This is a genomic window from Actinomycetospora termitidis (assembly GCF_030286555.1).
Lineage (GTDB): Bacteria > Actinomycetota > Actinomycetes > Mycobacteriales > Pseudonocardiaceae > Actinomycetospora > Actinomycetospora termitidis.
Genome location: NZ_JASVWF010000002.1, coordinates 918,172 through 941,444 on the forward strand (window position 1 = coordinate 918,172; position 23,273 = coordinate 941,444).

The 23,273-nt window shown below is 74.0% G+C and carries 28 protein-coding genes and 1 other RNA gene; 15 read left to right on the forward strand and 14 right to left on the reverse strand.

Features of this window, described 5'->3' with window-relative positions; all coding sequences use genetic code 11:
* Positions 1–39: 39 nt before the first annotated feature.
* From QRT03_RS12420 to QRT03_RS12430, 3 genes are read right to left on the reverse strand one after another with little or no spacing between them, the layout of a single operon-like run.
* Entirely contained in the window at positions 40–846 is an 807-nt protein-coding gene (locus tag QRT03_RS12420; RefSeq protein WP_286053115.1) for an SURF1 family cytochrome oxidase biogenesis protein, read from the reverse strand.
* 23 nt (positions 847–869) lie between these two features.
* Positions 870–1,664, reverse strand: a complete 795-nt coding sequence (locus QRT03_RS12425; RefSeq protein WP_286053117.1) for a fructosamine kinase family protein — start codon at positions 1,662–1,664, stop codon at positions 870–872.
* The gene (locus tag QRT03_RS12430) at positions 1,661–2,122 is read right to left on the reverse strand and encodes a low molecular weight protein-tyrosine-phosphatase (RefSeq protein WP_286053118.1); all 462 of its coding nucleotides are present in this window, start codon (positions 2,120–2,122) and stop codon (positions 1,661–1,663) included. The genes QRT03_RS12425 and QRT03_RS12430 overlap by 4 nt, the downstream gene beginning before the upstream one ends.
* 50 nt (positions 2,123–2,172) lie before the next feature.
* Here QRT03_RS12430 and QRT03_RS12435 point away from each other — a divergent pair, with 50 nt between their 5' ends.
* From QRT03_RS12435 to QRT03_RS12445, 3 genes are read left to right on the forward strand one after another with little or no spacing between them, the layout of a single operon-like run.
* Positions 2,173–3,024 carry a Nif3-like dinuclear metal center hexameric protein gene (locus QRT03_RS12435; protein ID WP_286053119.1) on the forward strand — a complete coding sequence of 284 codons (852 nt, stop codon included), beginning with the start codon at positions 2,173–2,175 and terminating at the stop codon, positions 3,022–3,024.
* The gene (locus tag QRT03_RS12440) at positions 3,021–3,749 is read left to right on the forward strand and encodes a zinc ribbon domain-containing protein (protein ID WP_286053121.1); all 729 of its coding nucleotides are present in this window, start codon (positions 3,021–3,023) and stop codon (positions 3,747–3,749) included. The genes QRT03_RS12435 and QRT03_RS12440 overlap by 4 nt, the downstream gene beginning before the upstream one ends.
* Before the next feature lie 41 nt (positions 3,750–3,790).
* Positions 3,791–4,405: a histidine phosphatase family protein gene (locus QRT03_RS12445; protein WP_425604822.1), complete on the forward strand. Its 615-nt coding sequence runs from the start codon at positions 3,791–3,793 to the stop codon at positions 4,403–4,405.
* 167 nt (positions 4,406–4,572) lie between these two features.
* Here QRT03_RS12445 and QRT03_RS12450 read toward each other — a convergent pair whose 3' ends face one another.
* Positions 4,573–5,787 carry an SLC13 family permease gene (locus QRT03_RS12450; protein ID WP_286053123.1) on the reverse strand — a complete coding sequence of 405 codons (1,215 nt, stop codon included), beginning with the start codon at positions 5,785–5,787 and terminating at the stop codon, positions 4,573–4,575.
* Positions 5,784–6,545, reverse strand: a complete 762-nt coding sequence (locus tag QRT03_RS12455; RefSeq protein WP_286053124.1) for a sulfite exporter TauE/SafE family protein — start codon at positions 6,543–6,545, stop codon at positions 5,784–5,786. Before QRT03_RS12455 ends, QRT03_RS12450 begins: the two co-directional genes overlap by 4 nt.
* 203 nt (positions 6,546–6,748) lie before the next feature.
* Between QRT03_RS12455 and rnpB the strand changes: the two genes are divergently transcribed.
* The 3 genes from rnpB to QRT03_RS12470 all read left to right on the forward strand — a co-directional run bounded on the left by rnpB (position 6,749) and on the right by QRT03_RS12470 (position 8,024).
* Positions 6,749–7,148: RNase P RNA component class A (gene rnpB, locus QRT03_RS12460), an RNA gene on the forward strand.
* A gap of 57 nt (positions 7,149–7,205) precedes the next feature.
* The gene (locus QRT03_RS12465) at positions 7,206–7,451 is read left to right on the forward strand and encodes a hypothetical protein (protein ID WP_286053126.1); all 246 of its coding nucleotides are present in this window, start codon (positions 7,206–7,208) and stop codon (positions 7,449–7,451) included.
* Between the two features lie 39 nt (positions 7,452–7,490).
* Positions 7,491–8,024, forward strand: a complete 534-nt coding sequence (locus QRT03_RS12470; protein ID WP_286053127.1) for a dihydrofolate reductase family protein — start codon at positions 7,491–7,493, stop codon at positions 8,022–8,024.
* 1 nt (position 8,025) lies between these two features.
* Here the strand turns inward: QRT03_RS12470 and QRT03_RS12475 are convergent, their stop codons facing one another.
* A complete protein-coding gene (locus QRT03_RS12475; RefSeq protein ID WP_286053129.1) occupies positions 8,026–8,379 on the reverse strand; it encodes a VOC family protein in 354 nt (117 codons plus the stop codon).
* Between the two features lie 30 nt (positions 8,380–8,409).
* On the opposite strand from QRT03_RS12475, the gene QRT03_RS12480 reads away from it, so the two are divergent.
* Positions 8,410–9,036 carry a dihydrofolate reductase family protein gene (locus tag QRT03_RS12480; protein ID WP_286053132.1) on the forward strand — a complete coding sequence of 209 codons (627 nt, stop codon included), beginning with the start codon at positions 8,410–8,412 and terminating at the stop codon, positions 9,034–9,036.
* A gap of 64 nt (positions 9,037–9,100) precedes the next feature.
* Positions 9,101–9,442 (forward strand): VOC family protein, encoded by a 342-nt coding sequence (locus tag QRT03_RS12485; RefSeq protein WP_286053133.1) that lies wholly within the window; start codon positions 9,101–9,103, stop codon positions 9,440–9,442.
* 3 nt (positions 9,443–9,445) lie between these two features.
* Here the strand turns inward: QRT03_RS12485 and QRT03_RS12490 are convergent, their stop codons facing one another.
* Complete coding sequence (locus QRT03_RS12490; protein WP_286053134.1) at positions 9,446–10,183, reverse strand: OBAP family protein; 738 nt, start codon at positions 10,181–10,183, stop codon at positions 9,446–9,448.
* 174 nt (positions 10,184–10,357) lie between these two features.
* Between QRT03_RS12490 and QRT03_RS12495 the strand changes: the two genes are divergently transcribed.
* A complete protein-coding gene (locus tag QRT03_RS12495) occupies positions 10,358–10,528 on the forward strand; it encodes a CsbD family protein (RefSeq protein ID WP_286053136.1) in 171 nt (56 codons plus the stop codon).
* 47 nt (positions 10,529–10,575) lie between these two features.
* On the opposite strand, the gene QRT03_RS12500 is transcribed toward QRT03_RS12495, so the two are convergent.
* The 3 genes from QRT03_RS12500 to QRT03_RS12510 are packed head-to-tail and all read right to left on the reverse strand — an operon-like array spanning position 10,576 to position 13,470.
* Positions 10,576–11,583 carry an aldo/keto reductase gene (locus QRT03_RS12500; protein WP_286053137.1) on the reverse strand — a complete coding sequence of 336 codons (1,008 nt, stop codon included), beginning with the start codon at positions 11,581–11,583 and terminating at the stop codon, positions 10,576–10,578.
* Between the two features lie 20 nt (positions 11,584–11,603).
* A complete protein-coding gene (locus QRT03_RS12505) occupies positions 11,604–12,572 on the reverse strand; it encodes an aldo/keto reductase (RefSeq protein WP_286053138.1) in 969 nt (322 codons plus the stop codon).
* Positions 12,573–12,609: 37 nt separating this feature from the next.
* On the reverse strand, positions 12,610–13,470 hold the full coding sequence (locus QRT03_RS12510; protein WP_286053139.1) for a LysR family transcriptional regulator: 861 nt from the start codon (positions 13,468–13,470) through the stop codon (positions 12,610–12,612).
* 80 nt (positions 13,471–13,550) lie between these two features.
* On the opposite strand from QRT03_RS12510, the gene QRT03_RS12515 reads away from it, so the two are divergent.
* From QRT03_RS12515 to QRT03_RS12530, 4 genes are all read left to right on the forward strand, one after another.
* The gene (locus QRT03_RS12515) at positions 13,551–14,549 is read left to right on the forward strand and encodes an ABC transporter substrate-binding protein (protein ID WP_286053142.1); all 999 of its coding nucleotides are present in this window, start codon (positions 13,551–13,553) and stop codon (positions 14,547–14,549) included.
* A complete protein-coding gene (locus tag QRT03_RS12520; protein WP_286053144.1) occupies positions 14,546–15,535 on the forward strand; it encodes a substrate-binding domain-containing protein in 990 nt (329 codons plus the stop codon). Before QRT03_RS12515 ends, QRT03_RS12520 begins: the two co-directional genes overlap by 4 nt.
* Before the next feature lie 124 nt (positions 15,536–15,659).
* Positions 15,660–16,442 (forward strand): polysaccharide deacetylase family protein, encoded by a 783-nt coding sequence (locus QRT03_RS12525; protein WP_286053145.1) that lies wholly within the window; start codon positions 15,660–15,662, stop codon positions 16,440–16,442.
* A 72-nt stretch (positions 16,443–16,514) separates the two neighbouring features.
* The gene (locus QRT03_RS12530; RefSeq protein ID WP_286053147.1) at positions 16,515–17,156 is read left to right on the forward strand and encodes a biliverdin-producing heme oxygenase; all 642 of its coding nucleotides are present in this window, start codon (positions 16,515–16,517) and stop codon (positions 17,154–17,156) included.
* Here QRT03_RS12530 and QRT03_RS12535 read toward each other — a convergent pair.
* Positions 17,116–17,991: an alpha/beta fold hydrolase gene (locus QRT03_RS12535; RefSeq protein ID WP_286053148.1), complete on the reverse strand. Its 876-nt coding sequence runs from the start codon at positions 17,989–17,991 to the stop codon at positions 17,116–17,118. The genes QRT03_RS12530 and QRT03_RS12535 overlap by 41 nt on opposite strands.
* Positions 17,992–18,014: 23 nt before the next feature.
* Between QRT03_RS12535 and QRT03_RS12540 the strand changes: the two genes are divergently transcribed.
* On the forward strand, positions 18,015–19,889 hold the full coding sequence (locus tag QRT03_RS12540; RefSeq protein ID WP_286053149.1) for an AfsR/SARP family transcriptional regulator: 1,875 nt from the start codon (positions 18,015–18,017) through the stop codon (positions 19,887–19,889).
* Here the strand turns inward: QRT03_RS12540 and QRT03_RS12545 are convergent.
* Positions 19,864–20,769 carry a patatin-like phospholipase family protein gene (locus QRT03_RS12545; RefSeq protein WP_286053151.1) on the reverse strand — a complete coding sequence of 302 codons (906 nt, stop codon included), beginning with the start codon at positions 20,767–20,769 and terminating at the stop codon, positions 19,864–19,866. The two genes, QRT03_RS12540 and QRT03_RS12545, sit on opposite strands and share 26 nt — an antisense overlap.
* Complete coding sequence (locus tag QRT03_RS12550) at positions 20,754–21,545, reverse strand: putative protein N(5)-glutamine methyltransferase (RefSeq protein WP_286053153.1); 792 nt, start codon at positions 21,543–21,545, stop codon at positions 20,754–20,756. Before QRT03_RS12550 ends, QRT03_RS12545 begins: the two co-directional genes overlap by 16 nt.
* A 7-nt stretch (positions 21,546–21,552) precedes the next feature.
* Here QRT03_RS12550 and QRT03_RS12555 point away from each other — a divergent pair, with 7 nt between their 5' ends.
* Entirely contained in the window at positions 21,553–22,722 is a 1,170-nt protein-coding gene (locus QRT03_RS12555) for an alpha-hydroxy-acid oxidizing protein (RefSeq protein WP_286053154.1), read from the forward strand.
* 47 nt (positions 22,723–22,769) lie between these two features.
* On the opposite strand, the gene QRT03_RS12560 is transcribed toward QRT03_RS12555, so the two are convergent.
* Entirely contained in the window at positions 22,770–23,216 is a 447-nt protein-coding gene (locus QRT03_RS12560) for a DUF6918 family protein (protein WP_286053155.1), read from the reverse strand.
* Between the last annotated feature and the right edge of the window lie 57 nt (positions 23,217–23,273).

Below are 23,273 nucleotides of genomic sequence, written 5' to 3' on the forward strand. Positions count from 1 at the left end.
GCTGCACCAGGTGCCTGGTGTACCTCTCGGTGGGCCCGCTCAGCGGCCGTAGCGGTCGGCGAGGACCTCGGCGGTCGTCCGGGGCGCGGGCTCCGCGGTGTCGGGCGCGTCCGGCGCCGCCTCGCCGTCGGGAACGGCCTCGTCCTTGCGTGTCCGGTACTCCAGGCGCACGAAGTAGGCCCACCCGCCGATGGCCATGATCCCGAAGATCAGCCACTGCCAGGCGTAGGAGTACGACGGGTTCGGGTCGGGAGGGGGCAGCGGGACCGCGGTGAGCGTGCCGGGCTGGTCGGGGAGGAGCTGCAGGTAGCCGGGGCTGAGCCCACTCCCGATCTGCGCGGCGTCGATCGCGTAGAACTGCCGGTAGCCGGCCTGCTCGATCGGGGCCCGGTCGGTCGGCGTCTCGTCCGGACGTTGGTAGGCGACGAGCGTGACCGGACCGCCCGGCGCCGGGGCGATCGGCGGCAGGACGGTGCCCGCCGGCCGCACGTAGCCGCGGTCGACCAGGAGGGTCTCGCCGTCCGTCGTCCGGAACGGGGTCAGGACCTCGCTCGCGGCGCTCCCGTCCACCGACCGGAGCCGGACGAGGACGTCACCCGGCTGGTAGGTCCCGGTGACGACGACCTGCCGCCATACGACCGCGTCGGTCGGCTCGGTGCCCCGCGGCACGAGCTCGCCCCGGGGTACCGGGGCGGTCGACACGGCGCGGGTGAGGGCGGCGTTGGTGCCGTCGCGCTCCTCGCTGCGGTGGAACTGCCAGGGCGCGAGCAGGTAGTAGCACCCGAACGCGAACCCGGCGACGGCCACCGTCAGGGCGATCCACCCGGGTCGGAGGAGGAAGCGCACCCCCTCATTATGGCGCCGGCGTGTCACGTCACCGCTCGGAGCGCGGCGTCGCCGTAGCCACCGCCGAACAGCGTCGCGTGCACCAGCAGCGGGAAGAGCTGGTGCAGCCCGACGCGGTCGCGCCACCCGTCGGCCAGGGGTGCGGCCTCGTCGTACGCCGCGAGGACGGTCTCGAGGTGCGGGAGGCCGAACAGCGCCAGCATGGCGAGGTCGGTCTCGCGGTGCCCGCCGTGCGCGGTCGGGTCGATCACCCAGGCCCGGTCGGACCACAACACGTTCCCGCTCCAGAGGTCGCCGTGCAGGCGGGCGGGTGGTTCGGCGGGACCAGGGTCGACCGAGGCGTTCTCGATGCGCGACGCGTCGGAGGCGGACAGCGCGCCCCGGTCCACCGCCGAGCGCAGGTACGGCTGCACCCGGTCGGCGAGGTACCAGTCCAGCCACGGCCCCTCGACGGGATCGTTGCGCATCGGGGCGCCGCCGATCCAGGCGTCGGCCGGTCCTCCGGGGGGTGGCGCCCCGAAGGCCGGTGCGCCGGCGGCGTGCAGCGCCGCCAACGATCGCCCGAACGCCTCCGCGGCCTCGCGCGACGCCGATCCGGACGGCACCGCCGCCGTCACGAGGCACCCGTCGTCGGCGCCCAGCACCTCGGGGACCGCGACCGCGTCCGCGGCGGCGAGCCACCGCAGGCCGGCCGCCTCGGCGGCGACGTCGCCGCGCTTCGCGACCACCTCGCGCCCGTCGTCGAGGGTGCACCGCTCGACCGACCCTAGGGAGCGGGTCCCGACGACGGCGTGGCCGGTCAGGCTCTCGACGCTCATGCGTTCTCCTTCGCCCAGGCGACGACGCCGGGCGTGGCCGCCTCGATCATGGCCAGCACCTCGTCGAACCCCTCGTCGCCGCCGTAGTACGGGTCCGGGACCTCGGCGCCCTCGGGCGCGGCCGGGTCGAACGAGCGCAGCAGACGCACCGTCGTCGGCTCGGCGCCCGCGCGGATCAGGTCGCGGGCGTGGTCGACGGTGGCGGCGAGCAGGAGGTCGGCGCCGAGGACGTCGTCGGAGACCTGCCGCGCGACGTGGTCGGTCGCGTAGCCGTGTCGGGAGAGGGTCGCGGCGGCGCGCCGGTCCATGGGTTCGCCGGCGTGCCAGGGCCCGATGCCGACGCTGGTGACCTCGACCCGGTCGGCGAGGCCGGCGGCGGCGAGGGCGCTGCGGAGCACCTTCTCGGCCATCGGGGAGCGGCAGATGTTGCCGGAGCAGACGGTGACGACGCGGAGCACGGGACCGATCATCCCGACCCCCGCCCGCGTGGACCACAATGGCGCCCGCCATGGGACATCTGATCGCCGACGCCGTCACTGCCCTCGAGGCCGCCTACCCGCCGGCCCTCGCCCAGGACTGGGACGCGGTCGGACTGGTGTGCGGCGACCCGACCGAGCCGGTCACCCGCGTCCACCTCGCCGTGGACCCGACCGCGGCCGTCGTCGAGGAGGCGATCGCGGCCGGGGCGGAGCTGCTGGTCACGCACCACCCGCTGCTGCTGCGCGGGGTCCACGGGGTGCCCGCCGACCAGCCCAAGGGGTCGGTCGTGCACCGGCTGATCCGGGCCGGGGTCGGGCTGTTCGCCGCGCACACCAACGCCGACGCGGCGTCGCCGGGCGTCTCCGACGCGCTGGCGGACGCCCTCGGCGTGGTCGTCGAGGAGCCGCTCGACCCGACGTCGACGATCGGCCGGATCGGGCGCCTCCCGCAGCCGGAACCCCTGGCGGCCTTCGTCGCGCGCGTCGAGGAGGCCCTCCCGACGACCGCCTGGGGCGTCCGGGCGGCCGGGGACCCGGCCCGCACGATCGAGCGGGTCGCGGTCTCCGGCGGGGCCGGCGACTCGATGCTGCACCTCGCGCGGGCCGCCGGGGTCGACGCCTACGTCACCGCCGACCTGCGTCACCACCCCGCCGACGAGCACCTCCAGCGGACCGGGGCGCCGGCCCTGGTCGACGTCGCGCACTGGGCCTCCGAGCACCCGTGGTGCGCGCAGGCGGCCGACGTCGTGCGGCGGGCCCTGCCGGGCGTGACCGTGCACGTCTCGGCGCTGCGCACCGACCCCTGGACCCTGGGCGCCCGCGCCACCACACCCGCCGTCGGGAACGTCGTCGGGACCGTCGTCGAGAAGGAGGCCCCGTGAAGGCCGATCCCGCCGCCCAGCGTCGCCTGCTCGACCTCGCCGGGGTCGACGCCGAGCTCGCCCGCGCGGAGCACCGTCGTCGCACGATGCCCGAGCAGACGGCGGTGGAGGAGGCCGAGCGGGGCCTGCGCGCGGCGCAGGACGCCGTCGTCGTCGCGCAGACCGCGCTCTCCGACCTCGACCGCGACGTCGCCAAGCTCGACCGCGAGGTGGAGCAGGTGCGCACCCGCGAGACGCGGGACCGGCAGTTGCTGGAGAACGGCTCGGTCTCGGCCAAGCAGGCCTCCGACCTGCAGCACGAGCTGCAGTCGCTCGAACGTCGCCGTGCGGTGCTCGAGGAGGAGCAGCTCGAGGTGATGGAGCGCCAGGAGGCCGCGGGCGTGGACCTCCAGCACGAGACCGGGGTGCACGCGGAGGCCACCACGACGCTGGCCGACGCGGTCGAGCGGCGCGACGGGGTGCTGGGCGACATCGGGACCACCGAGGTCCGTCGCGGCGAGGAGCGCAAGGGGCTGATCGCGGAGCTCCCGGACGACCTCGTCGAGCTCTACGACAAGCTCCGGGCGCGCTCCGGGACCGGGGCGGGCGAGCTGACCGGCAACCGCTGCGGGGCGTGCCGGCTCGAGATGGACCGCGCCGAGCTGCGGACGATCCAGGGGGCCGCGCCGGACGAGGTCGTGCGGTGCGAGAACTGCGGCGCGATCGTCGTGCGGACGGGGAAGTAGTGGCGAACGCTGCCGGTGCATGGACCGGTCGCGGCGCCGCCGTGCCGACGCGGATCGTCCTGCTGCGGCACGGGCAGTCGCCGTTGTCGGTCGAGCGGCGCTACTCCGGGCGCGGCAACCCCGACCTCACCGAGCTCGGCGAGGCGCAGGCCGCCGCCGCGGCGACCGCGGTGGCGGCGCGCTACCCCGAGACGGCGGCAGTCGTGAGCTCGCCGCTCTCCCGCGCCTTCGCGACGGCGGGTGCGGTCGGCGCGGCGCTCGGGCTGCCGGTCGAGGTCGACGACGGGTTCATCGAGACCGACTTCGGTGCCTGGGAGGGGCTGACCTTCCGGGAGGCGGCGGAACGCGATCCCGAGGTGCACCCGAGGTGGCTCGGCGACCCGTCGGTGCCGCCGCCGGAGGGGGAGTCGTTCGCGGACGTCGAGGTCCGGGTGTCGGCCGCGCTGAGCGGGCTGCTGGAGCGGTACGCGGGGTCGACGGTCGTGCTCGTCAGCCACGTGACGCCGATCAAGACCGTGCTCAAGCTGGCCCTCGACGCCGGCCCGTCGCTGCTGTTCCGGCTGCACCTGGACCTGGCGTGTCTGTCGGTCGTCGACTTCTGGTCCGACGGCGGGGCGAGCGTCCGCCTGGTGAACGAGACCTCGTACCTGCCGTAGGGCGGGTCTCGCGCCGCACGCACGTCCACGAGTACGCGACGTGCCCCGGATCCGATTCCGGCGGAAGCGGATTCGCGGGGCTCGGTGGTGCGCGGGCGCTCCGCAGCGCGGTGTGCTCCAGATCCGCTTCCGTCGGAAGCGGATCTGCGGGGGAGTGCGGGGCCGCGTCAGGCCACGGCCCACAAAGCGACGGTGCCGACGACCAGCGCCGCGGGCGTCGTCACCAGGCCCGCGACCGTGAAGCGGGACAACGACGGCGCGACGCCCTCGGCCAGCATCACCCGGCGCCACAGCAGCGTCGCGAGCGAGCCCACGTAGGTCAGGTTCGGCCCGACCCCCACCCCGATCAGCATCGCCAGCACGACGACGGGGGCAGGTGCGGGTCCCAGCGCGGCGAGCAGGAGCAGCGTCGCGGGCAGGTTGTTGACGACGTTCGCCAGCACGGCGGCGATCGCGGCCACGGCGAGGAGGCCACCCAGCCCGGTGCCGAGCCCGCCGACCAGCGACCCGAGCAGCCCGCCCAGCCCCTGCGCACCGACGGCGGCCACCACGACGCCCAGCGCGAGCACGAACAGGCAGAACAGCGGGGACGCGGCGCCGACCAGACGCGGCACCGAGGTGCGCCGCGCGATCACCGACCGCACGCCCAGCACCACGACCCCACCGACCGCCACCCACACCGGCTCCACCCCGAGCGGCGACGCCACGCCGAAGCCGACCAGGGTCAGGGCGAGCACGACCAGGGCGAACGCCGGGACCGGCTCGCGCGGGCCGTCGTCGGGAAGGGGCTCGCTCGGTCGGAGGTCCCGCCGGAAGACCCACCGCAGCCCGACGTACTCGACGGCGAGCACCGCCAGCCACGGCAGCGTCATGAGGGCGGCGAAGCGCAGGAACGAGAGGTCGGTAGCGCCGACGGCGAGCAGGTTGGTCAGGTTCGAGACCGGGAGCAGCAGCGACGCGGAGTTCGCCAGGTGTGCGCACGCGTAGGCGGCGGGCGCGGCGGCGACGCGCAGGCGCTTCGCGGCCCGCACGACGACGGGCGTGAGCAGGACGACGGTCGCGTCGAGGCTGAGCACGGCCGTCGTCACCGCCGCGATCCCGAAGACCCGCCCGAACAGGCCCTCGCGACGCAGCAGCGAGCCGGCCCAGGTGAACACGCCCTCGGCGTCGGCGAGGTGCGCGAGGACGAGGACGGCGGCGAGGAACCCGACGGTCGGGCCGAGCTCGACGATCTCCTCCCACGCGGCGCCGGGGGAGAGCAGGCCGACCACGACGACGACGGCGGCCGCCGGCACCGCCGCGGTCGCCTCGGGCAGACCCCGCGGCCGGGCGACCGCGACGACCAGGACCGCGATCAGCAGGCCGACCGCGAGGACCGTCATCCCCGGACGAACAGGTAGATCGCGACCGCCACGCCGAGGACCACCACGCACCAGCGCAGCACGTTGTCCGGCATCTTCTGGGCGACCGCCATCCCGAGGTATCCGCCGACGAGCGTGGACGGCGCGAGCAGCAGCACCGCGAACCAGTCGACCGGGGCGAAGAACCCGAAGAGGATCACGGTCACGGTCGCGACGACGAGGCTGAGCAGCACCTTCACCGCGTTCAGCCGCTTCACGGTGTCGGCACAGAGCAGCGAGAGCACCGCGATCAGCACGACGCCCAGCGCCCCGCCGAAGTACCCGCCGTACACCGCCGCGACGAAGGTGACGACGACGAGCCCGACCGGCTTGTCGTGCTCCGCGCCCTCCCGCGCGGTCCACCGCTTGATCCACGGCTGGAGCCCGAGCGTGAGGCTCGCGAGCAGCACGAGCACGGGCACGACCGCGTCGAACACCGACTGCGGCAGGATCAGCAGCAGCCCGCACCCGACGGCGGAGCCGAGTGCGGCCGGGACCGCGGCGAGGGCGATCCGTCGGCCCTGGCTCGGCAGGTCCTTGCGGGCGCTCAGCGTCGACCCGGCGTACCCCGGCCACTGCGCGACGGAGTTCGTCACGTTGGCCGGCAGCGGCGGCAGCCCGGTGGCGAGGAGCACCGGGAACACGATGAGGCTGCCCCCGCCCGCGATGGCGTTGACCGCGCCCGCAAGCAACCCGAGCACGACCAGCAGGACGATCTGCAGCACGCTCGGGTCGGTCACGCGCGGGACGGTATCCGGGGGTACGGCGATCGGCGCAGTGAGCGGTGGCGCGCGTCCGGTTCGGGCGGATGTGCCACCTCCGCCGTGATCAACGAGCACCTGCGGCGGTCATCGGGCCGTCGGGCAGCCGAGGGTGCTGGTTGATCATGGCGAGGGCTGCCGGCTCGGCCCGTCGCACCCTGGCTAGACTCGTCGCCGGCGGACGAGCCGGCCGGGCGACCGCGTCGGGGTCCACGAGACCCCGTCGAGGAAAGTCCGGACTCCACAGGGCAGGGTGGTTGCCAACAGCAACCCGGGGTGACCCGCGGGACAGTGCCACAGAGAACAGACCGCCACCGGGCGACCGGTGGTGAGGGTGAAACGGTGGTGTAAGAGACCACCAGCGTCCTGGGTGACCAGGACGGCTCGGTAAACCCCACCCGGAGCAAGGTCAAGAAGGCACCGGAGACGGTGCTGCGCAGGTCGTCCGAGGGCTGCCCGCCCGAGACCTGCGGGTAGACCGCTGGAGCCCGTCGGCGACGACGGGCCGAGATGGATGGTCGCCGCCCGCGGACCCGCGAGGGACCGTGGGCACAGGATCCGGCTTACAGGCCGACTCGTCCGCCCCCGGAAGGTGTGCTCCGTCTGGCCCATCGCGGGCACGTACGCCACCGTGGGGCGATGGACCACATCGAGATCCGCACTGCGCGCCGGTGGCTGCTGGCCGGGATGCTGCTCGTCGTCTGGGTGATGGGCACGGCCTGGAGCGACGCGCTCGACGCGCCGTCCAGCCCGGCCCGGTGGATCCAGTTCGCCGTGGCGCTCGCCGCGCTGATCTGTCTGGCCGTGGTCGCCCGCCGGATGCGACTGCGCGAGCGCGCGGCCGCGGACGAGGCGTTCGAGAAGAGCACGACGACCGCCGACTGACGGCTATCCGGTCCTTCCGAGTGACGCTATGGTCCTGAAATGCGACCGTTGCGGTACTCGATCAACGTCACGCTCGACGGGTGCGTCGACCACCGCTCCATCGAGCCGGACGAGGAGCTGCACCGGCGGGCCGCGGAGATCCTCGCCCGCGCCGACGTCCTCCTGTTCGGCCGCGTGATCTACGGGATGATGGAGTCCGCCTGGCGGGACGGGGACCCGTCGAACCCGTTCGTCGCCGCGATCGACCCGAAGCCGAAGGTCGTCGTCTCGGACACGCTCGAGTCGGTCGACTGGAACGCCGAGCTCGTGCGCGGCGCGGACCTCGAGAGCACCGTCCGGAAGCTCAAGGAGCAGCCCGGCGAGGGGATCTACACCGGTGGCGTCGCGCTCCCGCTCGCACTGACGGAGCTGGGGCTCATCGACGAGTACGAGCTCGTCGTGCACCCCCAGATCGCGGGCTACGGCCCGACGCTGTTCGCGGGGCTCTCGGCGCCGGTCGACCTGGAGCTGGTCGACCGGGTGGTGTACGACTCCGGCGCGGTCGCCCACCACTACGTGCCCCGCGGACGATGAGTCAGTGCCCCTCGCCGACGCAGAACACGTTGCCCTCCGGGTCGGCCAGCGTCGTCCAGTCCAGCCCCGGCACCTCCCCGACGTGCTCCTCCAGCACCCGCGCGCCCAGCTCCACCACCCGTGTCGTCTCGCCGACCCGGTCGTCGGTGTTCAGGTCGAGGTGCACCCGGTTCTTCCCCGCACGCTCCTCGGGCACCTGCTGGAAGCCCATCCGCACGCCTCCCGCCGGCGGCCCGACCATCACGAACCCGCCATAGTCGGCCGCGACCTCCGTCCCGAGGACACCGCACCAGAACGCGGCCAGCTGCCGCGGATCCGCGCAGTCGACCGTCACCATCCCCATCGCCAGACTCATGTCGGCGCAGCGTAGAGAAGGGGTCCGACAGTGGGCCGCATCCACATCGAGACGTTCTGCAGCCTGGATCTCGTCGGGCAGGCGCCCGGCACGCCGGACGAGGACACCACCGGGGGCTTCGCGTTCGGCGGCTGGCAGGCGCCGCTGCTGGACGACGTCGTCGGTGAGCAGATCGGGCGCGGCATGGAGGGCGTCGACGCGCTGCTGCTCGGTCGGCGGACCTACGACATCTTCGCGTCCTACTGGCAGCACTACACCGACGGCGAGGACGCCGAGATCGCCGAGCTGTTCAACCGCATCCCGAAGTACGTCGCCTCGCGGGGCACGCCGGACCTCGACTGGGCGGGCTCCACCCGCGTCGGCGCCGAGCTGGGCAACGAGCTGCGGGCGATCCGCGAGCGGCACGACAAGGTCTACGTCTCGGGGAGCCTGGAACTCGTCCGGTCGCTGGTCGGCGCGGGGCTCTACGACCGGCTGACGCTCTTCGTCCACCCGGTCCTGCTCGGGACCGGCAAGCGCGTCGTCGAGCACGGTGCCCTCCCGAGCGGGTTGCGGCTCGTCGAACCGCCCGTGACGTCGCCGTCGGGCGTCGTCGTCCTGCGCTACGAGCCCACCGGGGCGCCACCCGCCACCGGCGACATGACGGCGCGGACCTGAGCCGTCACACATCCCGGCCGAGCCGGGTCGACGTCATGAAGGATCGACGACCCAGGAGGACACCATGACGAACCAGGGCATCCGCACCGTGCTGCACCCCGTGTCGGACCTCGAGAAGGCCAAGCCCGTCTACACCGCGCTACTGGGCGCCGGGCCGACGGTCGACTCGCCGTACTACGTCGGCTACGACGTCGCCGGCCAGCACATCGGGCTCGTCCCGCACAGCGGGATGACGGGCCCGGTCGCGCACTGGCACGTCGACGACATCGAGGGGACGCTCGCGGCCGTGACCGGAGCCGGCGGCGCCGTCACCCAGCCGGCCAAGGACGTGGGCGGCGGCCGGCTGATCGCGCTCGTGACCGACACCGACGGCAACGTGCTCGGCCTGCTGCAGGACCCGCAGTAGGACTCAGCCGAACCGGAACGGCTTCTCCTCGAGGGTGAGCTGCACCGTGCGGCCCGACTCCCAGGAGTTCGCCCCCGGCACGACGTCGGGTGTGGGGATGTCCGCCCGCTTCTGCTGACGCTCCGACGCCGACACCCCGAGTCGGCGGTCCCGGTCGCGGACCGCCGACTCGTCGGCCTGCCCCTCCGCCGTGAACGCCATCATCAGCTGGGGGACGCCGTACGGGAAGTCGTCCCGGTCGTACTGCCAGGTGTGGAAGGTCTTGCCGTAGGTCGTGACCAGGTCCTCGAAGTACGTCCGCTCCGCGATCTCCGGAATGCCGGGCGCGACGAGGACGCCCGACTTCACTTCGTGGTGGTGGCTGTGCCAGAGCCGCTTCTCGTCGTCGGGAAGAGCCCGGAACCGCTCCTCGCTGACGATGTACTCGATCCCGATCAGCCGGGCGTCCGCGGCGTTGCGGTCGAAGATGACGCACTGGTGCAGGTCGTGCTGCAGGTGGATGCAGAAGTGCGACGCCTCGACCTGGCGGCCCATGTCGTCGGCGTAGAAGTGGAAGCCGTTGAGGTAGGTGCTCATCGCGTCCACCGGGAACTTCTGCTGCAGCACGCCGGACGCGGTGTCCAGCACCCGGTGCTTCCACGGGTGCCCGGACCCGACCGCCGCGCTCCCCGCGACCTTCCGCCCCAGGGCGACACCCGCCGCCGCGGCGGCACCCAGCCCGAACCATCCCGCGCGTGACATGCGGGGACCTTCCCGACGACGGCGGGTGCACAAACCGGCGGGCGGACGTCCCAGCGTGGCGCCGCACCCGGCCCAGGGCGCTCGCGCACCCGTCGTCATACCGGCCGGTACGGCGTGGACCGCCGATCACGGAGGTACGGACTCCCTGCCAGGTGATCGAGGAGAGGACGCGACATGGCCGTCGACGACACCGCGAAGAACCGTTCCCAGCAGATCAAGGGCAAGGCGAAGGAACAGGCCGGGAAGGCGACCGGGAACAAGAAGCTCGAGCGCAGCGGGCAGGCCGACATGGCCAAGGGCGAGGTCAAGCAGCGCGGCTCGAAGATCAAGGACGCGTTCTCCTGACGGTGCCGCCGGCGCCCGGGAGCCCCGGGCGCCGGCGCACCCCGCGCTCACGCGGCGCGGTGCGTGATGCCCTCCGTGGCCCCCGGCGCGGGGGTGTACTCCCGCTGCGGGACGTCGCCGAGGGCCTCGTCGATCGCGGCCAGGGTGTCCTCGGAGAGCTCGACGCCCGACGCCGCCGCGTTGGCGTGCACCTGCTCGGGGCGCGTGGCCCCGACGATCGCCGACGCCAGTTCGGTGCGACGCAGGACCCAGGCCAGGGCCATCGTCGTCAGGTCGAGTCCGGCGCCGTCGGCGATCGGACGCAGCCGCTCGACGGCCTGCACGGCCCGGTCGATGTCGAACAGCGACTGCATCGAGCCGCCCATCTCCGGGTCCGCGAGGCGGCTGCCGTCGGGGGCCTGCTCGCCCGGCCGGTACTTCCCCGTCAGCAGGCCCTGCGCGAGCGGGGACCACACGATCTGCGAGATGCCGTTCGCGGCGCAGAGGCCGAAGACCCGGTTCTGCGGCGCCTGCCAGAGCATCGAGTACTGCGGCTGGGAGGAGACGAACAGGTCCTTGCCGGCGATCTCGATCGCCGTCTCGATCTGCTCCGGGGTCCACTCGCTGAAGCCCAGGTAGCGGGCCTTGCCCTGCTGCACGGTCTTCTGCAGCGCCTCGATCGTCTCCTCGATCGGCACCGAGGAGTCGAAGCGGTGCGCCTGGTAGAGGTCGACATGGTCGACCTGCAGGCGCCGCAGCGACGCGTCGATCTCCTGCTCGATGTGCGCGGCGGACAGCCCGCGGTCGGACGGGTCGTCCGACATCGGACCCCACACCTTCGTCGCGAGGACGTAGGAGTCGCGGTCGTGCTTCGAGAGGATCTCGCCCCAGGCGGTCTCGGCCGCGCCCTGCCCGTACACGTCGGCGGTGTCGAACAGGGTGATGCCGGCGTCGAAGGCGGCCTCGGTGCAGGCGCGGGTCTGCTCGGCCTCGATGCCGCCCGAGTAGGTCAGCCAGGAGCCGAGGGAGATCTCCGAGACCTGCAGGTCGGAGTCGCCGAGCTGGCGGAAACGCATGGTGTCCTTCCGGTGGGGTGTCAGCGCTCGATGAGCGTCATCTGGGAGTCCGAGTGGTGGCCCCCGACGGCGGGGGTGGCCGCGTCGAGGCGGGCGAGTTGCTCGGCGGTGAGCCTCACCGCGTCGGCGGCGACGTTCTCCTCGAGGCGCGACACCCGCTTGGTACCCGGGATCGGCGCGATGTCGTCACCCTTCGAGAGCACCCACGCGAGCGCGGCCTGGGCGGGCGTGCACCCGGCATCGTCGGCGACCGCCCGGACCTCGTCGGCCGCCGCGAGGTTGGCGCGGAAGTTCTCCTCGGCGAAGCGCGGGTTGTCCCGGCGCATGTCGTCGTCGGCGAAGTCGGAGACCGAGCGGATCGTGCCGGTGAGGAAGCCGCGGCCCAGCGGCGAGTAGGGGACCAGTCCGATGCCGAGCTCGCGCAGCACCGGGAGGACCTCGTCCTGTTCGCGGGTCCACAGCGAGTACTCCGACTGCAGGGCCGTGATCGGGTGCGTCGCGTGGGCCCGGCGGATCGTGTCGACCCACGCCTCGGAGAGCCCGAGGTACCGGACCTTGCCCGCCTCGACCAGCGCCGCGGCCGCCCCGATCGTCTCCTCGATCGGCGTCTCCGGGTCCACCCGGTGCTGGTAGAGCAGGTCGACGTGGTCGACGCCGAGCCGGCGCAGCGACCCGTCGACGGCCTGCCGCACGGAGTCGGGCGACGAGTCCGCGCCCTCGCGTCCGGTGTGCGAGATCAGCCCGTACTTCGTGGCCAGCACCGCCTGGTCCCGGCGCCCGGCGAGCGCGCGCCCGACGAGCTCCTCGTTCACGTACGGCCCGTACACCTCGGCCGTGTCGATCAGGGTGACGCCGAGGTCGAGGGCGCGGTGGATCGTCCGGATCGACTCGTCGTCGTCGCTCCCCGCGCCCGAGTAGCCGTGCGACATGCCCATCGCACCCAGGCCGATGCGGCCCACCTCGAGGGCACCCAGTCTCGCTGTCTGCATGACCGACGGGTGCCCCGCGCCCGCTCGGACGATGCCCTCAGCGACCCGCCGTGATGATCCGCTCCGCGAGGGCCGCCGCGGCGGGGGAGAGCGACTCCCGGTGCAGCAGCCCGAACGGCGGGTGTGCGGTCGCCGGCACCACCTCGTGCACCTCCACCGGCGCGCCGGCCCCGTCCACCGCGGACGCCGCGAGCAGGGCGACCCCGAGACCCGCGCCGACGAGCTCGCGCACCCCGGACGGCGTCGACGCCTCGAAGCGCACCGGCAGCTCGACGCCGAGCCGCGCGGCCAGCCCGTCGAGGACGTGCCGCAGGCCGCTGTCGGCGGGGAGGCACACGAAGGGCTCCCCGGCGAAGCCCACCAGGTCCCCGCCGGTCCGGCCCGGCGGCGTCACCAGCACCAGTCGGTCCTCGGCCAGGGGCGTCGCGACGATTCCCGACGGCGGGTCGGGGTGGATCGGGCCGAGGACCAGGTCCAGGGCGCCCGCGGCGAGGTCGTCGACGAGCGCGTCCACGAGGCCGGTCCGCAGCGACAGCGAGACGCCCGGGTGGCCCCGTGCGAAGACCGCGAGCGTCCCGGGTAGATCGAAGCCGCCCAGCACCCCCGTGGCGCCGACGGCGACCGACCCCCGCACCACGTGCGCCACCTGCTCGGCCTCCGCGCGCGCCGCCGCCAGCTCCGCCAGCACGCGCCGGGCCCTCGTCAGGAAGAGCTCGCCCGCCTCGGTCAGCGCCACCCGCCGCGTGGTGCGCGCCAGCAGCGCGACCCCCAGCTCCGACTCCAACCGGCGCACCTGCGCCGAGATCGCCGGCTGTGCGACCAGGAGATCCTCCGCCGCCCGCGTGAACCCGCCGCAGCGCGCGACCGCCTCGAAGTAGGCGAGTTGTCGCAGCTCCACGCGATCCATCGTTGTCCGCGATGGATCGCAGCACAACATGGTCTTGGACGTCTGAGTACCGGCGGGCGCAGGGTGAGGACATGAGCGATCAGAAGATCGAGCTCGGCGTCTACCGCTACGAGCACACCGAGGCGCTGTTCGACGGCCGCGTCCCGATCGAGGGCGCGGACGTGACCCTGTCCAGTTCGCCGCTGATCTCCGACGTCTTCCAGCGCATGGCGCAGGGGGAACTGGACGTCGCCGAGTACGGGCTGACGTACTTCCTGCGCACGTTCGACCGGGACGACTCGCCGTTCCTGGCACTGCCGATCTTCCCGAACCGCAACTTCCGGCACTCGTCGCTGTTCGTGAACACCGACAGCGGGATCGAGCGGCCGGAGGACCTGGCGGGCCGGACGGTCGGCGAGTTCGCCCTCTACGGCTCCGACCCCGGCGTGTGGATGAAGGGCGTCCTGGCCGACGAGTACGGCGTCACGCCCGAGCAGATCGACTGGGTGATCGGTGGCACCGACCACCCGATCCCCGCCTTCGACTGGATCCCGCAGCCGGTGCCCGACGGCGTCCGCGTCCGGCACGCGGGCGAGGGGGAGACCCTGGCGGCGATGCTCGAGGCGGGCGAGATCGACGCGCTGCTCTCGGTCGACGTGCCGCGAAGCGTGCTCGACGGATCGACGACGAAGATCCGCCGGCTGTTCGGAGACTACGAGGCGGTGGAGCGGGACTACTACCGGCGCACCGGCATCTTCCCGATGATGCACGTCGTCGCGATCCGCCGGGAGCTCGCCGAGGACCGGGACCTGGTGCGCTCGCTGTACCGCGCGTTCACCGAGGCCAAGGAGATCGTGCAGCAGCACTACCGGGACAACGCGGCCAAGCAGCACATGGCCGTGATCACCCCGTGGTTCAGCGAGCTGTTCGCGGAGAACCGCGCGCTGCTCGGCGAGGACTGGTGGCCGTACGGGATCGACGCCAACCGCACCGCCGTCGACACCTTCCTGCGCTACCACCACGAGCAGGGCCTCTCCCGCACGCGGCTGACCTGCGAGGACGTCTTGGTCCCGGACGAGGCCCTGCGGTGAGCCTGCGCGTCGGCACGATGCCCTACGACACCACCGACGCCCTGCTCGACGGCCGGGTCACGTTCGACGGCGTGCCGGCCACGGTCGCGTCGGCCGCCATCGCGTCCGACCTGTTCCGCCGGATGGTCGTGGACCGGGAGTTCGACGTCGCCGAGCTCGGGCTGACGGTCCACCTCCGGCTGCTCGACGTCGATGCACCGTTCGTCGCGATCCCCGCCTTCCCCGCCCGCGTCTTCCGGCACTCCTGCGTGTACGTCCACACCGCGAGCGGGATCGAGCGGCCCGAGGACCTCGCCGGGCGGACCGTCGGGGAGTTCGGGATGTACGGGCAGGACTCCGGCGTCTGGGTCAAGGGTGTCTTGGCCGACGAGTACGGCGTCACCCCGGACCGGTGCCGGTGGGTGATCGGGGGCCTCGACCGTCCCGCGCCGCCGTTCGACTTCGTCCCGCACCCGCACCCCGACGACGTCCACGTCGAGCGCGCGCCCGCCGGGCGCTCGCTGGGCGCGATGCTGGAGTCCGGCGAGATCGACGCGCTCGTCTCCTCGCTCGCCCCGCAGTGCGCGCTGGACGGGTCCCCGCACGTCCGGCGGTTGTTCGAGGACTTCGAGACCGTCGAGCGCGACTACCACCGGCGCACCGGGATCTTCCCGATCATGCACACCGTCGTGCTGCCGCGGGAGCTGGTCGCCGGGCACCCGGGCCTCGCCCGCACCGTCTACGAGGGCTACCTGGCCGCGAAAGAGGCGGGCCTGGAGCGGTACCGGACCGCCCGCCGGGTCCACCAGGTCCGGACGATGCTGCCGTGGACGAACGCGCTGGTCGAGCGGACCACCGCCGAGTTCGGCGCCGACTGGTGGCCCTACGGGATCGCGGCAAACCGCACGACGCTGGACGCCTTCCTGCGCCACCACCACGAGCAGGGCCTGTCCCGACGGCGGCTCGGCGTCGAGGACGTCTTCGTCCCCGAACTCCTGGACACGTGACCTCGGCGCGTCGCGTGATCACCGCGGCGTGTGCCCCTAACGTGTGGCTTCTGTTACCCGTGTGACGGATGGGGCGAACGTGGCGTTGCTGACTCGGCGACAGCGGGTGATCTTGCGCCAGATCGTGAGACCCCCGTACATCTATCGGTGGGCAGGCCTGCTGACGATCGTCGGCCTGCTGGTCGGCGTCACGGCCGTCGTGCTGCTCGACCGCGGACCCTCGACGACCCTGGCCGCCGGCCCGGTCGTCGAGCTGCCGGTCGCGACCGCACCCGCCGTCGTGCCGCTCGCGCCGGTCCGGCCGGCGATCGCCCCGACCCTGTTGACGACGACGGGTGGCGGCGGGAAGGCGGTCGCGCTCACGTTCGACGACGGGCCGGATCCCGCGACGACGCCGCGCATCCTGGACCTGCTCGCGCAGCACCGGGTCCACGCGGTGTTCTGCATGGTCGGCCAGGCGGCGCGGGCGCATCCGGACCTCGTCCGCCGTGTGGTCGCCGAGGGACACCGGCTGTGCAACCACACGATCACCCACGACCCGGGGATCGGGGCCCGCACACCCGACGTCATGAACCGGCAGTTGCAGGCCAGCCGCGACATGCTGGTGCAGGCCTCCGGCGGCGCCGACGTCGACTACTTCCGCGCGCCGGAGGGGAAGTGGTCGCCCGCCCTCGTGCGGACCTCCGCGCAGGACGGCATGCGGGCGCTGGGTTGGACGGTCGACCCCCTGGACTGGACGACCCCCGGGGCCGCCGCGATCGTCACCCGGGTGCAGCAGCGGATGCACCCCGGCGCGGTCGTCCTCCTGCACGACGGCGGCGGCCCGCGCGCCCAGAGCGTGGCCGCCGTGGAGCAGCTGCTGCCGTGGCTGGCCGACCGCGGCTACTCGTTCGTCCTGCCGACTTAGGGTTCCCTCACCTGGAGATCGTGCCTAGGGTCGACGGCGACAGGGTCCGCTCACGCCCCGGAGGCCGCCCGGATGTCCGAGACCGCGATCCCGTTCCACCAGACCGTCCGGCGCTCGACGCTGGCCGTGCACGACCGCGCCAACCACTCGCCGTTCATGGGCGCGCTGTTCGACGGGCGCCTGCAGGTCGCCGACTACGCGCGGCTGGTCGAGCAGTACTGGTTCGTCTACAACGCCCTCGAGGCCACCGGCGACGCGCTCGCCGACGACCCGGTGGCGGGCCCGTTCGTCACCGAGGAGCTGCGCCGTGTCCCGCACCTCGCGCAGGACATCCGCTTCTACGGGCTGACCGAGCTCGAGGCCCTGCCCGCCACACAGCGGTACGTGGACGCCATCGAGGCGACGGCCGAGTGGCCCGGCGGCTTCGTCGCGCACCACTACACGCGCTACCTCGGCGACCTCGCCGGCGGCCAGGCGATCCGCGGGCTGCTACCGCGCGTGTACGGCGTGACCGGCGGCGGCGTCGCGTTCTACGACTTCCGCGAGCTCGGCTCCACCCCGCGCTTCCGAGACCGCTACCGCGCCCTGCTCGACGACGCCCCGTGGGACGCCGACGAGCGCGCCCGGATCGTCGCGGAGGTCGAGCGCGCCTTCGAGCTCAACATCGCGATGCTCACCGAGCTGTGGGACGCGACGGAGCAGCCCGCCGCCTGATCAGCGCGCTCACCTCGTCCGGGGCGGTCTCGGCCATGAAGTGGCCGGCGTCGAGCGTTCGGTGGGTGAGGTCGGCCGCCCAGGGCTTCCAGAGATCGGCTGCGTCGAAGCCGAGCGCGGCGCCCCAGTTCTGCTGCACGACCGTCACCGGCATCGCGAGCCGCTCGCCGGCCGCGCGGCTGGCGCGGTCGAGCTCGAGGTCGACGGTGGCCGACGCCCGGTAGTCCGCGACGATCGACGGCACCGCCTCCCGGGACGCACGCAGGTACTCGGCCCGGACGTCGTCGGGAAAGCTCCCGCCCCAGGCGTCGAGGAAGAACCCGAAGAAGGCGTCCGGGGCGCCGGCGATCATCGTCCCGGCCAGGCCCGGGGGCTGGGCCATGAGGTAGAGGTGGAACGCGACGGCGGCGTCGACGCCGTGCAGGACGTCCCACATCTCCGGCACCGGCAGGACGTCCAGAATGGTCAGGTGGCTGATCGCGTCCGGGTGGTCGAGGCCCGCGCGGATCGCGACGAGGGCCCCGCGGTCGTGCCCGGCGAGCGCGAACCGCTCGACCCCGAGGTGGCGCGCGACGGCGACGACGTCCGCGGCCATCGTGCGCTTGGCGTAGGTCGTCCCGCTGTCGGCGGGTTTGTCCGACGCCCCGTAGCCGCGCAGGTCGGGGGCGATCACGCGGTGGTCGCGGGCGAGGTCGGCGGCGACGTGGCGCCACATCAGGTGGGTCTGCGGGAAGCCGTGGAGCAGGAGGACGGCGGGCGCGTCGACCGGGCCGTCGACCGCGACGTGCAGTCGGACGCCGTCGGCGGCGGGGACGCGCTGCTCGGTGGAGGTCATGACGACGAGCCTGGGCCGGCCCGATGAGCATCCGATCAGTACGCGTACTGGGGCCGATCGACGCGGTGGACGCCGACGGGGCCGCCGTCGCGCTGGGCGGCCCGAAGCACCGGGCGGTGCTCGCCCGGCTCGCGGTCGCGCGGGGGCGGACGGTCCCGCTCGAGACGCTGATCGACGACCTGTGGCCGGACGGCTCGCTGCCCGCGCGGCCGGCCGGGGCCCTCCGCACGTTCGTCGCGGCCCTGCGCACGGCGCTGGAACCGGACCGGGCCGCCCGGACGCCGCCGCGACTGCTCGTGACGCGCGGCCCGGGGTACGCGCTGGAGGCGCCGGTGGACGCGGCGCGGTTCGAGGAGCTGCTCGACGACGATCCCGCGGCCGCGCTCGCGCTGTGGCGGGGTCCGGCGTACGCCGACCTGCCCCGCGCGCCGTGGGCCGAGGGCGAGCGGGCCCGGCTGACCGCGTTGCGGCTCGACGCGGTGGAGCGGCTCGCCCGTCGTCGCATGGACGGGGGCCGGCCGGAGGAGGCCGTGGCCGACCTCGACGCGCACACCACCGAGCACCCCTGGCGCGAGGAGGGCTGGCGGCTGCTGGCCCTCGCGCTCTACCGGGCCCGGCGGGAGGGCGACGCCCTCGCGGTGCTGCGCCGGGCCCGCGCCCGGCTCGCCGACGAGCTCGGTCTCGACCCCGGTGTCGGCCTGGCGCAGCTCGAGACCCACGTCCTGCAGCGGTCGCCGGCCCTGGACCTGCCGTCGTCGGGGGACCTGTGGACCAGCGTCGCCGGGCTGGGGCGTCGGGCCGCGCTCGAGTCCACGACGCCGTTGCTGCGCACCCTCGCCGTGCACGGCGGCGGCCCGGTCACGGCGCTGCGCCGGCACACCGCCGCGGTGCAGGAGGCGCGGCGGCTCGGCGACCGCGACCTGACCGCCCGCCTGCTCGGCGCGTTCGACGTCCCGAGCGTGTGGACCCGCTCCGACGACCCGGCGTCGTCCGCGGTGCTGGTGGACGCCGCGGAGTGGTGCCTGCGGTCGGGTTCGCCCGGGCGCGTGACCCGGGCCCGCCTGCTGGCGACGGTCGCGGTGGAGACGCGGGGCCTTCCGGGTCGCCGCGGGCCGGAGGCGGCCGCGACAGCGGAGTCGCTGGCACGGGAGATCGGCGAGCCCGCGATCCTGCGGCACGCTCTCGCCGCGCGGGTGGTGCAGTCGTTCCACCGGCCGGGGAGCGCGCCGGAACGGGTGGCGCTCGGCGAGGAGATCGTCGGGCTCGCGGTCCGCGGCGAGGACCCGACGTCGGAGATCCTCGGCCACCTGGTGCTGCTCCAGGCACGGTCGGGGCTGGGGGAGACCGACGCGGCGGACGGGCACGCGGCGGTGCTGGACCGGTTGGGGGAGCGCTCCGACAGCCCGGGCGTGGGCGTGCTGCTGGAGTGGTACCGGGCGGACTCCGAGGACGCCTACCGGGCCGCCGACCGCACCCTGGCCGGCGCGGGGATGCCAGGGCTCCACGACGGCCTGCTCGCCCTGGCGCTCGCGGGGATGCGCCTGCGGCGGGGGGAACCGCTCGGTGAGCTGCCGGACGCGGGGCCGTACGCGCCGTGGATCGAGGCGTACCTCCACGCCTCGGGTCAGCAGTGCGGCCATGCTGACGCTGGACGGCACGATCGGACGACGTACGACCTCCCCGACCCGCCCCCCGGCCACGTCGCCGACGCCCTGTGGGTGCTCGCCGGCCACGCGGGCCTGGCCGCCGGGGACCGCGACCTGGTGGATCGGGCCGTCGCGGCACTGACCCCCGCCGCCGGGGAGATCGCCGGCGCGGGCAGTGGCCTGCTGACCTTCGGCCCGGTCGCGATGTGGCTGCGCCAGGTGAGCACTAATCCGTGCTGGGACACGGAATAGTGCTCACCTGGGCGTAGCCCACCTCCAGCGCCTCGCCGAGCAGACCCAGGTCCGTCGATGTCCGGGAGACGGCCGGTGCGTCCGCGGGCGGGCGGAACTGCCGGACACGCTCGCCCAGGCCGTCGAGCACGGCCTCGGTGCGACCGGCCTCCGCGACGCGGTCCCGCCACGGCCCGAGCACCCCCGGCGCGTGCCGGCGCAGCCACCGCCGCACGATCAGGTCGACGACCCCCGGCGGTTCGGCCGGCACGTGCTCGGCGGCGTGGGTGCGCAGCACGACGAGGTGCGTGATCCCGGCCGCCAGGGCGGTGTGCACCGCGACGGGCTCGGCGAGTCCGCCGTCGACGAAGCGCCGTCCGCCCAGCGTCACGGGCGGCCCCGCGAGTACCGGCAGGGTCGAGCTCGCGCGCAGGGCCCGCGGCACGTCGACGGGCGAGGTCAGCAGCGGGCGCAGGTCGACCGACGCGCCGGTCGCCGCGTCGGTGGCCATCGGGTGGAACGGCCCGGCGAGCACGCGGTCGAACGGCATCGGGAACTCGTCGACGTACACGTGCTCGACGAGGTGCGCCAGGTCCACGACCGGGCCGCCCCGCACGAGCCGTCGAGGGTTGATCGTCTCGCGCATCACCGACCGGTCGACCCACGGCGCCATCGCCTCGCGCGCCATCCCCGCGGTGAACCACGCCGCGTTCAGCGACCCCGCCGATACCCCGTAGACCGCGTCGAAGCAGTCACCGAACCCCTGGTCCTCCAGCGCCGCCGCCATCCCGGCGGAGTACGTCGCCCGGCTCCCACCGCCCTCCACGACCAGCGCGACCCGCGACCCGTCGTCACGAACGCCGTCCCGACGACGGGTGAGGACGGTCAACGGGTCGGCCATCGGCCCTCCACGGTCGTCGCGTCGTCGTCGGTGTGCACGGTGGCCGCCAACCCGACCGCGCGCACGGCGACGGCGAGTTCGGGCCCCTGGTGGGTGGCGCACTCAACGAGCAGGACGCCGGCCGGGGCGAGCCAGGCCGGCGCGAGCGCGGCGATCCGGCGGGCGACGTCGAGGCCGTCGGGTCCGCCGTCGAGGGTCGGGAGCGGCTCGTGCTCGCGGGCCTCCGGGGGCATGCCGGCGATCTCGGCGGTCGGCACGTAGGGCGGGGAGGCGAGCAGGACGTCGACGCGGCCGCGCAGGTCGGGGGGCAGGGGAGCGTCGAGGTCGCCCTCGTACACGTCGCCGGGGACGGTGCGGTGCGCGCACGCGACGGCGGCGGGGTCCCGGTCGACGGCGTGGAGCTCGATCGCCACCTCCGCGGCCACCGCCGCGCCGAGTGCCCCGGACCCGCAGCACAGGTCCACCACGACGGCGCCGGGCGCGGCCCGGGCCACCGCGAGGTCGACGAGGAGCCCGCTGCGGTGCCGGGGCACGAACACCCCCGGTGCGACGGCCACGCGAAGCCCGCGGAACGCCGCCCACCCGAGCACGTGCTCGAGCGGCTCCCCGGCGACGCGGCGGGCGACCGCCGCCTCGTCGGCGCCGGCTTCGCCGAGCAACGACGCCTCCTCCTCGGCGAACACGCACCCGGCGGCACGGAGCCGGGCGACGAGGTCCGCGAGATCCACGGACCCACCGTAGGGCGGGTGGTGGCCGGGCCCCGTCCGTGGTGGCATCTCCCCCGTGGCTCAGTACGGGGACTACCAGCTGGAGATCTACGGCGCGGGCCTCAAGGGGGTGCTCCCGCGGTGGCCGGTGGACTTCCCGTCCCTGGAGGCCGCGGCGGCCGCGTCGCTGCCGGACTGGATCCTGAACTACGTGGCCGGGGGCGCCGGCGACGAGCGGACCCAGCGCGCGAACGCCGAGGCCTTCGGCTGGTGGGGGATCGTGCCGCGGATGATGAACGGCGCGTACGAGCGCGACCTGTCGACCTCGATCTGCGGGGTCGACCTGCCGTCGCCGCTGTTCTGCGCCCCGGTCGGCGTCATCGGCATCTGCTCGCAGGACTTCCACGGCGACCTCGCCGTCGCCCGGGCCTGCGCGCGCACCGGGGTGCCGATGGTGATGTCGACGCTCACCCAGGACCCGATGGAGGACGTCGCCGCGGCGCTCGGCGACACCCCGGGCTTCTTCCAGCTCTACACGCCGAAGGACCGGGACGTGGCGGTCTCGCTGATCCAGCGGGCCGAGAAGGCCGGCTTCCGCGGCATCGTCGTCACCCTGGACACGTGGGTCACCGGCTGGCGCCCGCGGGACCTCAACACCGCGAACTTCCCGCAGCTGCGCGGGCACTGCCTCGCCAACTACTTCTCCGACCCGGCGTTCCGGGCCCTCCTCGACGTGCCGCCGGAGGAGGACCCGCGCGCCGCGATCGGGCTGTGGTCGCGGCTGTTCGGCTACAGCCTCGGCTGGGACGACCTGACGTGGATGCGCGAGGCCACCGACCTGCCGATCCTGCTCAAGGGCATCAGCCATCCCGACGACGCCCGGCGCGCGGTCGAGCTCGGGGTCGACGGCCTCTACTGCTCGAACCACGGCGGGCGGCAGGCCAACGGCGGGCTGCCCGCGCTGTCGACGCTGCCGGACGTGGTCGCTGCCGCCGGTGAGGTCCCGGTCCTGTTCGACTCGGGGGTCCGCAGCGGGGCCGACGTCGCGAAGGCGCTGGCGCTGGGCGCGACCGCCGTCGGCCTCGGCCGGCCCTACGCCTACGCCCTGGCCCTCGGCGGCGAGGACGGCGTGGTGCACCACCTGCGCTCGGTGCTCGCCGAGACCGACCTCGTGATGGCGGTCGACGGCTACCCGACGCTGGCCGACCTGCGCGTGGAGGGTGCCATCAAGGTGCTCCGCAGGTGAGCACTTCTTGTCGCCATGGCGACAACAAGTGCTCACCTGAGCGGAGCTCACACCGCGTGCTTCTCCACCACGGCGCCGAGGCGGGGGAGGGCCTCGATGACGTTCTCCTGCGCCTTGCCGCGCAGCTTCGAGTAGACCGACGTGATGGCGGCCCGGTTCGACTTCTCCGCGCGCCGGTCGGTGACCGAGAGCAGGGCCTCCGACACCGGCTGCGGGTGGGCGGCCAGGTAGGCGCCGAAGTCGCCGGTCGGGGAGGCGTTGTAGGCGGTCCAGTGCGGCTCGAGCGCCTCGACGAACTCGTCCAGCAGCGTGTCGATGACGCCCCAGATGATGCCCGGCTTGATCTTCTTGACGGCGGCGTACCCGGTCTTGATCACACCGCCGGAGAGGCCGCTCTTGTCCTTGACCTCGTCGTCGACGAGCGTCTCCAGGTCGGTGACGACGAATCCGCGCTTGTCGGAGTCGAGCAGGGCTGCCTTCAGGGTGACGGCCACGCGAGGTGTCCTTCCACGGGGGAGCAGGGCCGCGAAGGACCGTACGACACCCGTTCG

Excerpts from the sequence above, each read along its gene's own strand:
- QRT03_RS12425 (WP_286053117.1), bottom strand. The coding sequence starts at position 1,664 with ATGAGCGTCGAGAGCCTGACCGGCCACGCCGTCGTCGGGACCCGCTCC.
- QRT03_RS12435 (WP_286053119.1), top strand. The coding sequence starts at position 2,173 with ATGGGACATCTGATCGCCGACGCCGTCACTGCCCTCGAGGCCGCCTAC.
- QRT03_RS12450 (WP_286053123.1), bottom strand. The coding sequence starts at position 5,787 with ATGACGGTCCTCGCGGTCGGCCTGCTGATCGCGGTCCTGGTCGTCGCG.
- QRT03_RS12465 (WP_286053126.1), top strand. The coding sequence starts at position 7,206 with ATGGACCACATCGAGATCCGCACTGCGCGCCGGTGGCTGCTGGCCGGG.
- QRT03_RS12470 (WP_286053127.1), top strand. The coding sequence starts at position 7,491 with ATGCGACCGTTGCGGTACTCGATCAACGTCACGCTCGACGGGTGCGTC.
- QRT03_RS12475 (WP_286053129.1), bottom strand. The coding sequence starts at position 8,379 with ATGAGTCTGGCGATGGGGATGGTGACGGTCGACTGCGCGGATCCGCGG.
- QRT03_RS12485 (WP_286053133.1), top strand. The coding sequence starts at position 9,101 with ATGACGAACCAGGGCATCCGCACCGTGCTGCACCCCGTGTCGGACCTC.
- QRT03_RS12490 (WP_286053134.1), bottom strand. The coding sequence starts at position 10,183 with ATGTCACGCGCGGGATGGTTCGGGCTGGGTGCCGCCGCGGCGGCGGGT.
- QRT03_RS12495 (WP_286053136.1), top strand. The coding sequence starts at position 10,358 with ATGGCCGTCGACGACACCGCGAAGAACCGTTCCCAGCAGATCAAGGGC.
- QRT03_RS12500 (WP_286053137.1), bottom strand. The coding sequence starts at position 11,583 with ATGCGTTTCCGCCAGCTCGGCGACTCCGACCTGCAGGTCTCGGAGATC.
- QRT03_RS12505 (WP_286053138.1), bottom strand. The coding sequence starts at position 12,572 with ATGCAGACAGCGAGACTGGGTGCCCTCGAGGTGGGCCGCATCGGCCTG.
- QRT03_RS12515 (WP_286053142.1), top strand. The coding sequence starts at position 13,551 with ATGAGCGATCAGAAGATCGAGCTCGGCGTCTACCGCTACGAGCACACC.
- QRT03_RS12530 (WP_286053147.1), top strand. The coding sequence starts at position 16,515 with ATGTCCGAGACCGCGATCCCGTTCCACCAGACCGTCCGGCGCTCGACG.
- QRT03_RS12535 (WP_286053148.1), bottom strand. The coding sequence starts at position 17,991 with ATGACCTCCACCGAGCAGCGCGTCCCCGCCGCCGACGGCGTCCGACTG.
- QRT03_RS12540 (WP_286053149.1), top strand. The coding sequence starts at position 18,015 with ATGAGCATCCGATCAGTACGCGTACTGGGGCCGATCGACGCGGTGGAC.
- QRT03_RS12545 (WP_286053151.1), bottom strand. The coding sequence starts at position 20,769 with ATGGCCGACCCGTTGACCGTCCTCACCCGTCGTCGGGACGGCGTTCGT.
- QRT03_RS12550 (WP_286053153.1), bottom strand. The coding sequence starts at position 21,545 with ATGCCACCACGGACGGGGCCCGGCCACCACCCGCCCTACGGTGGGTCC.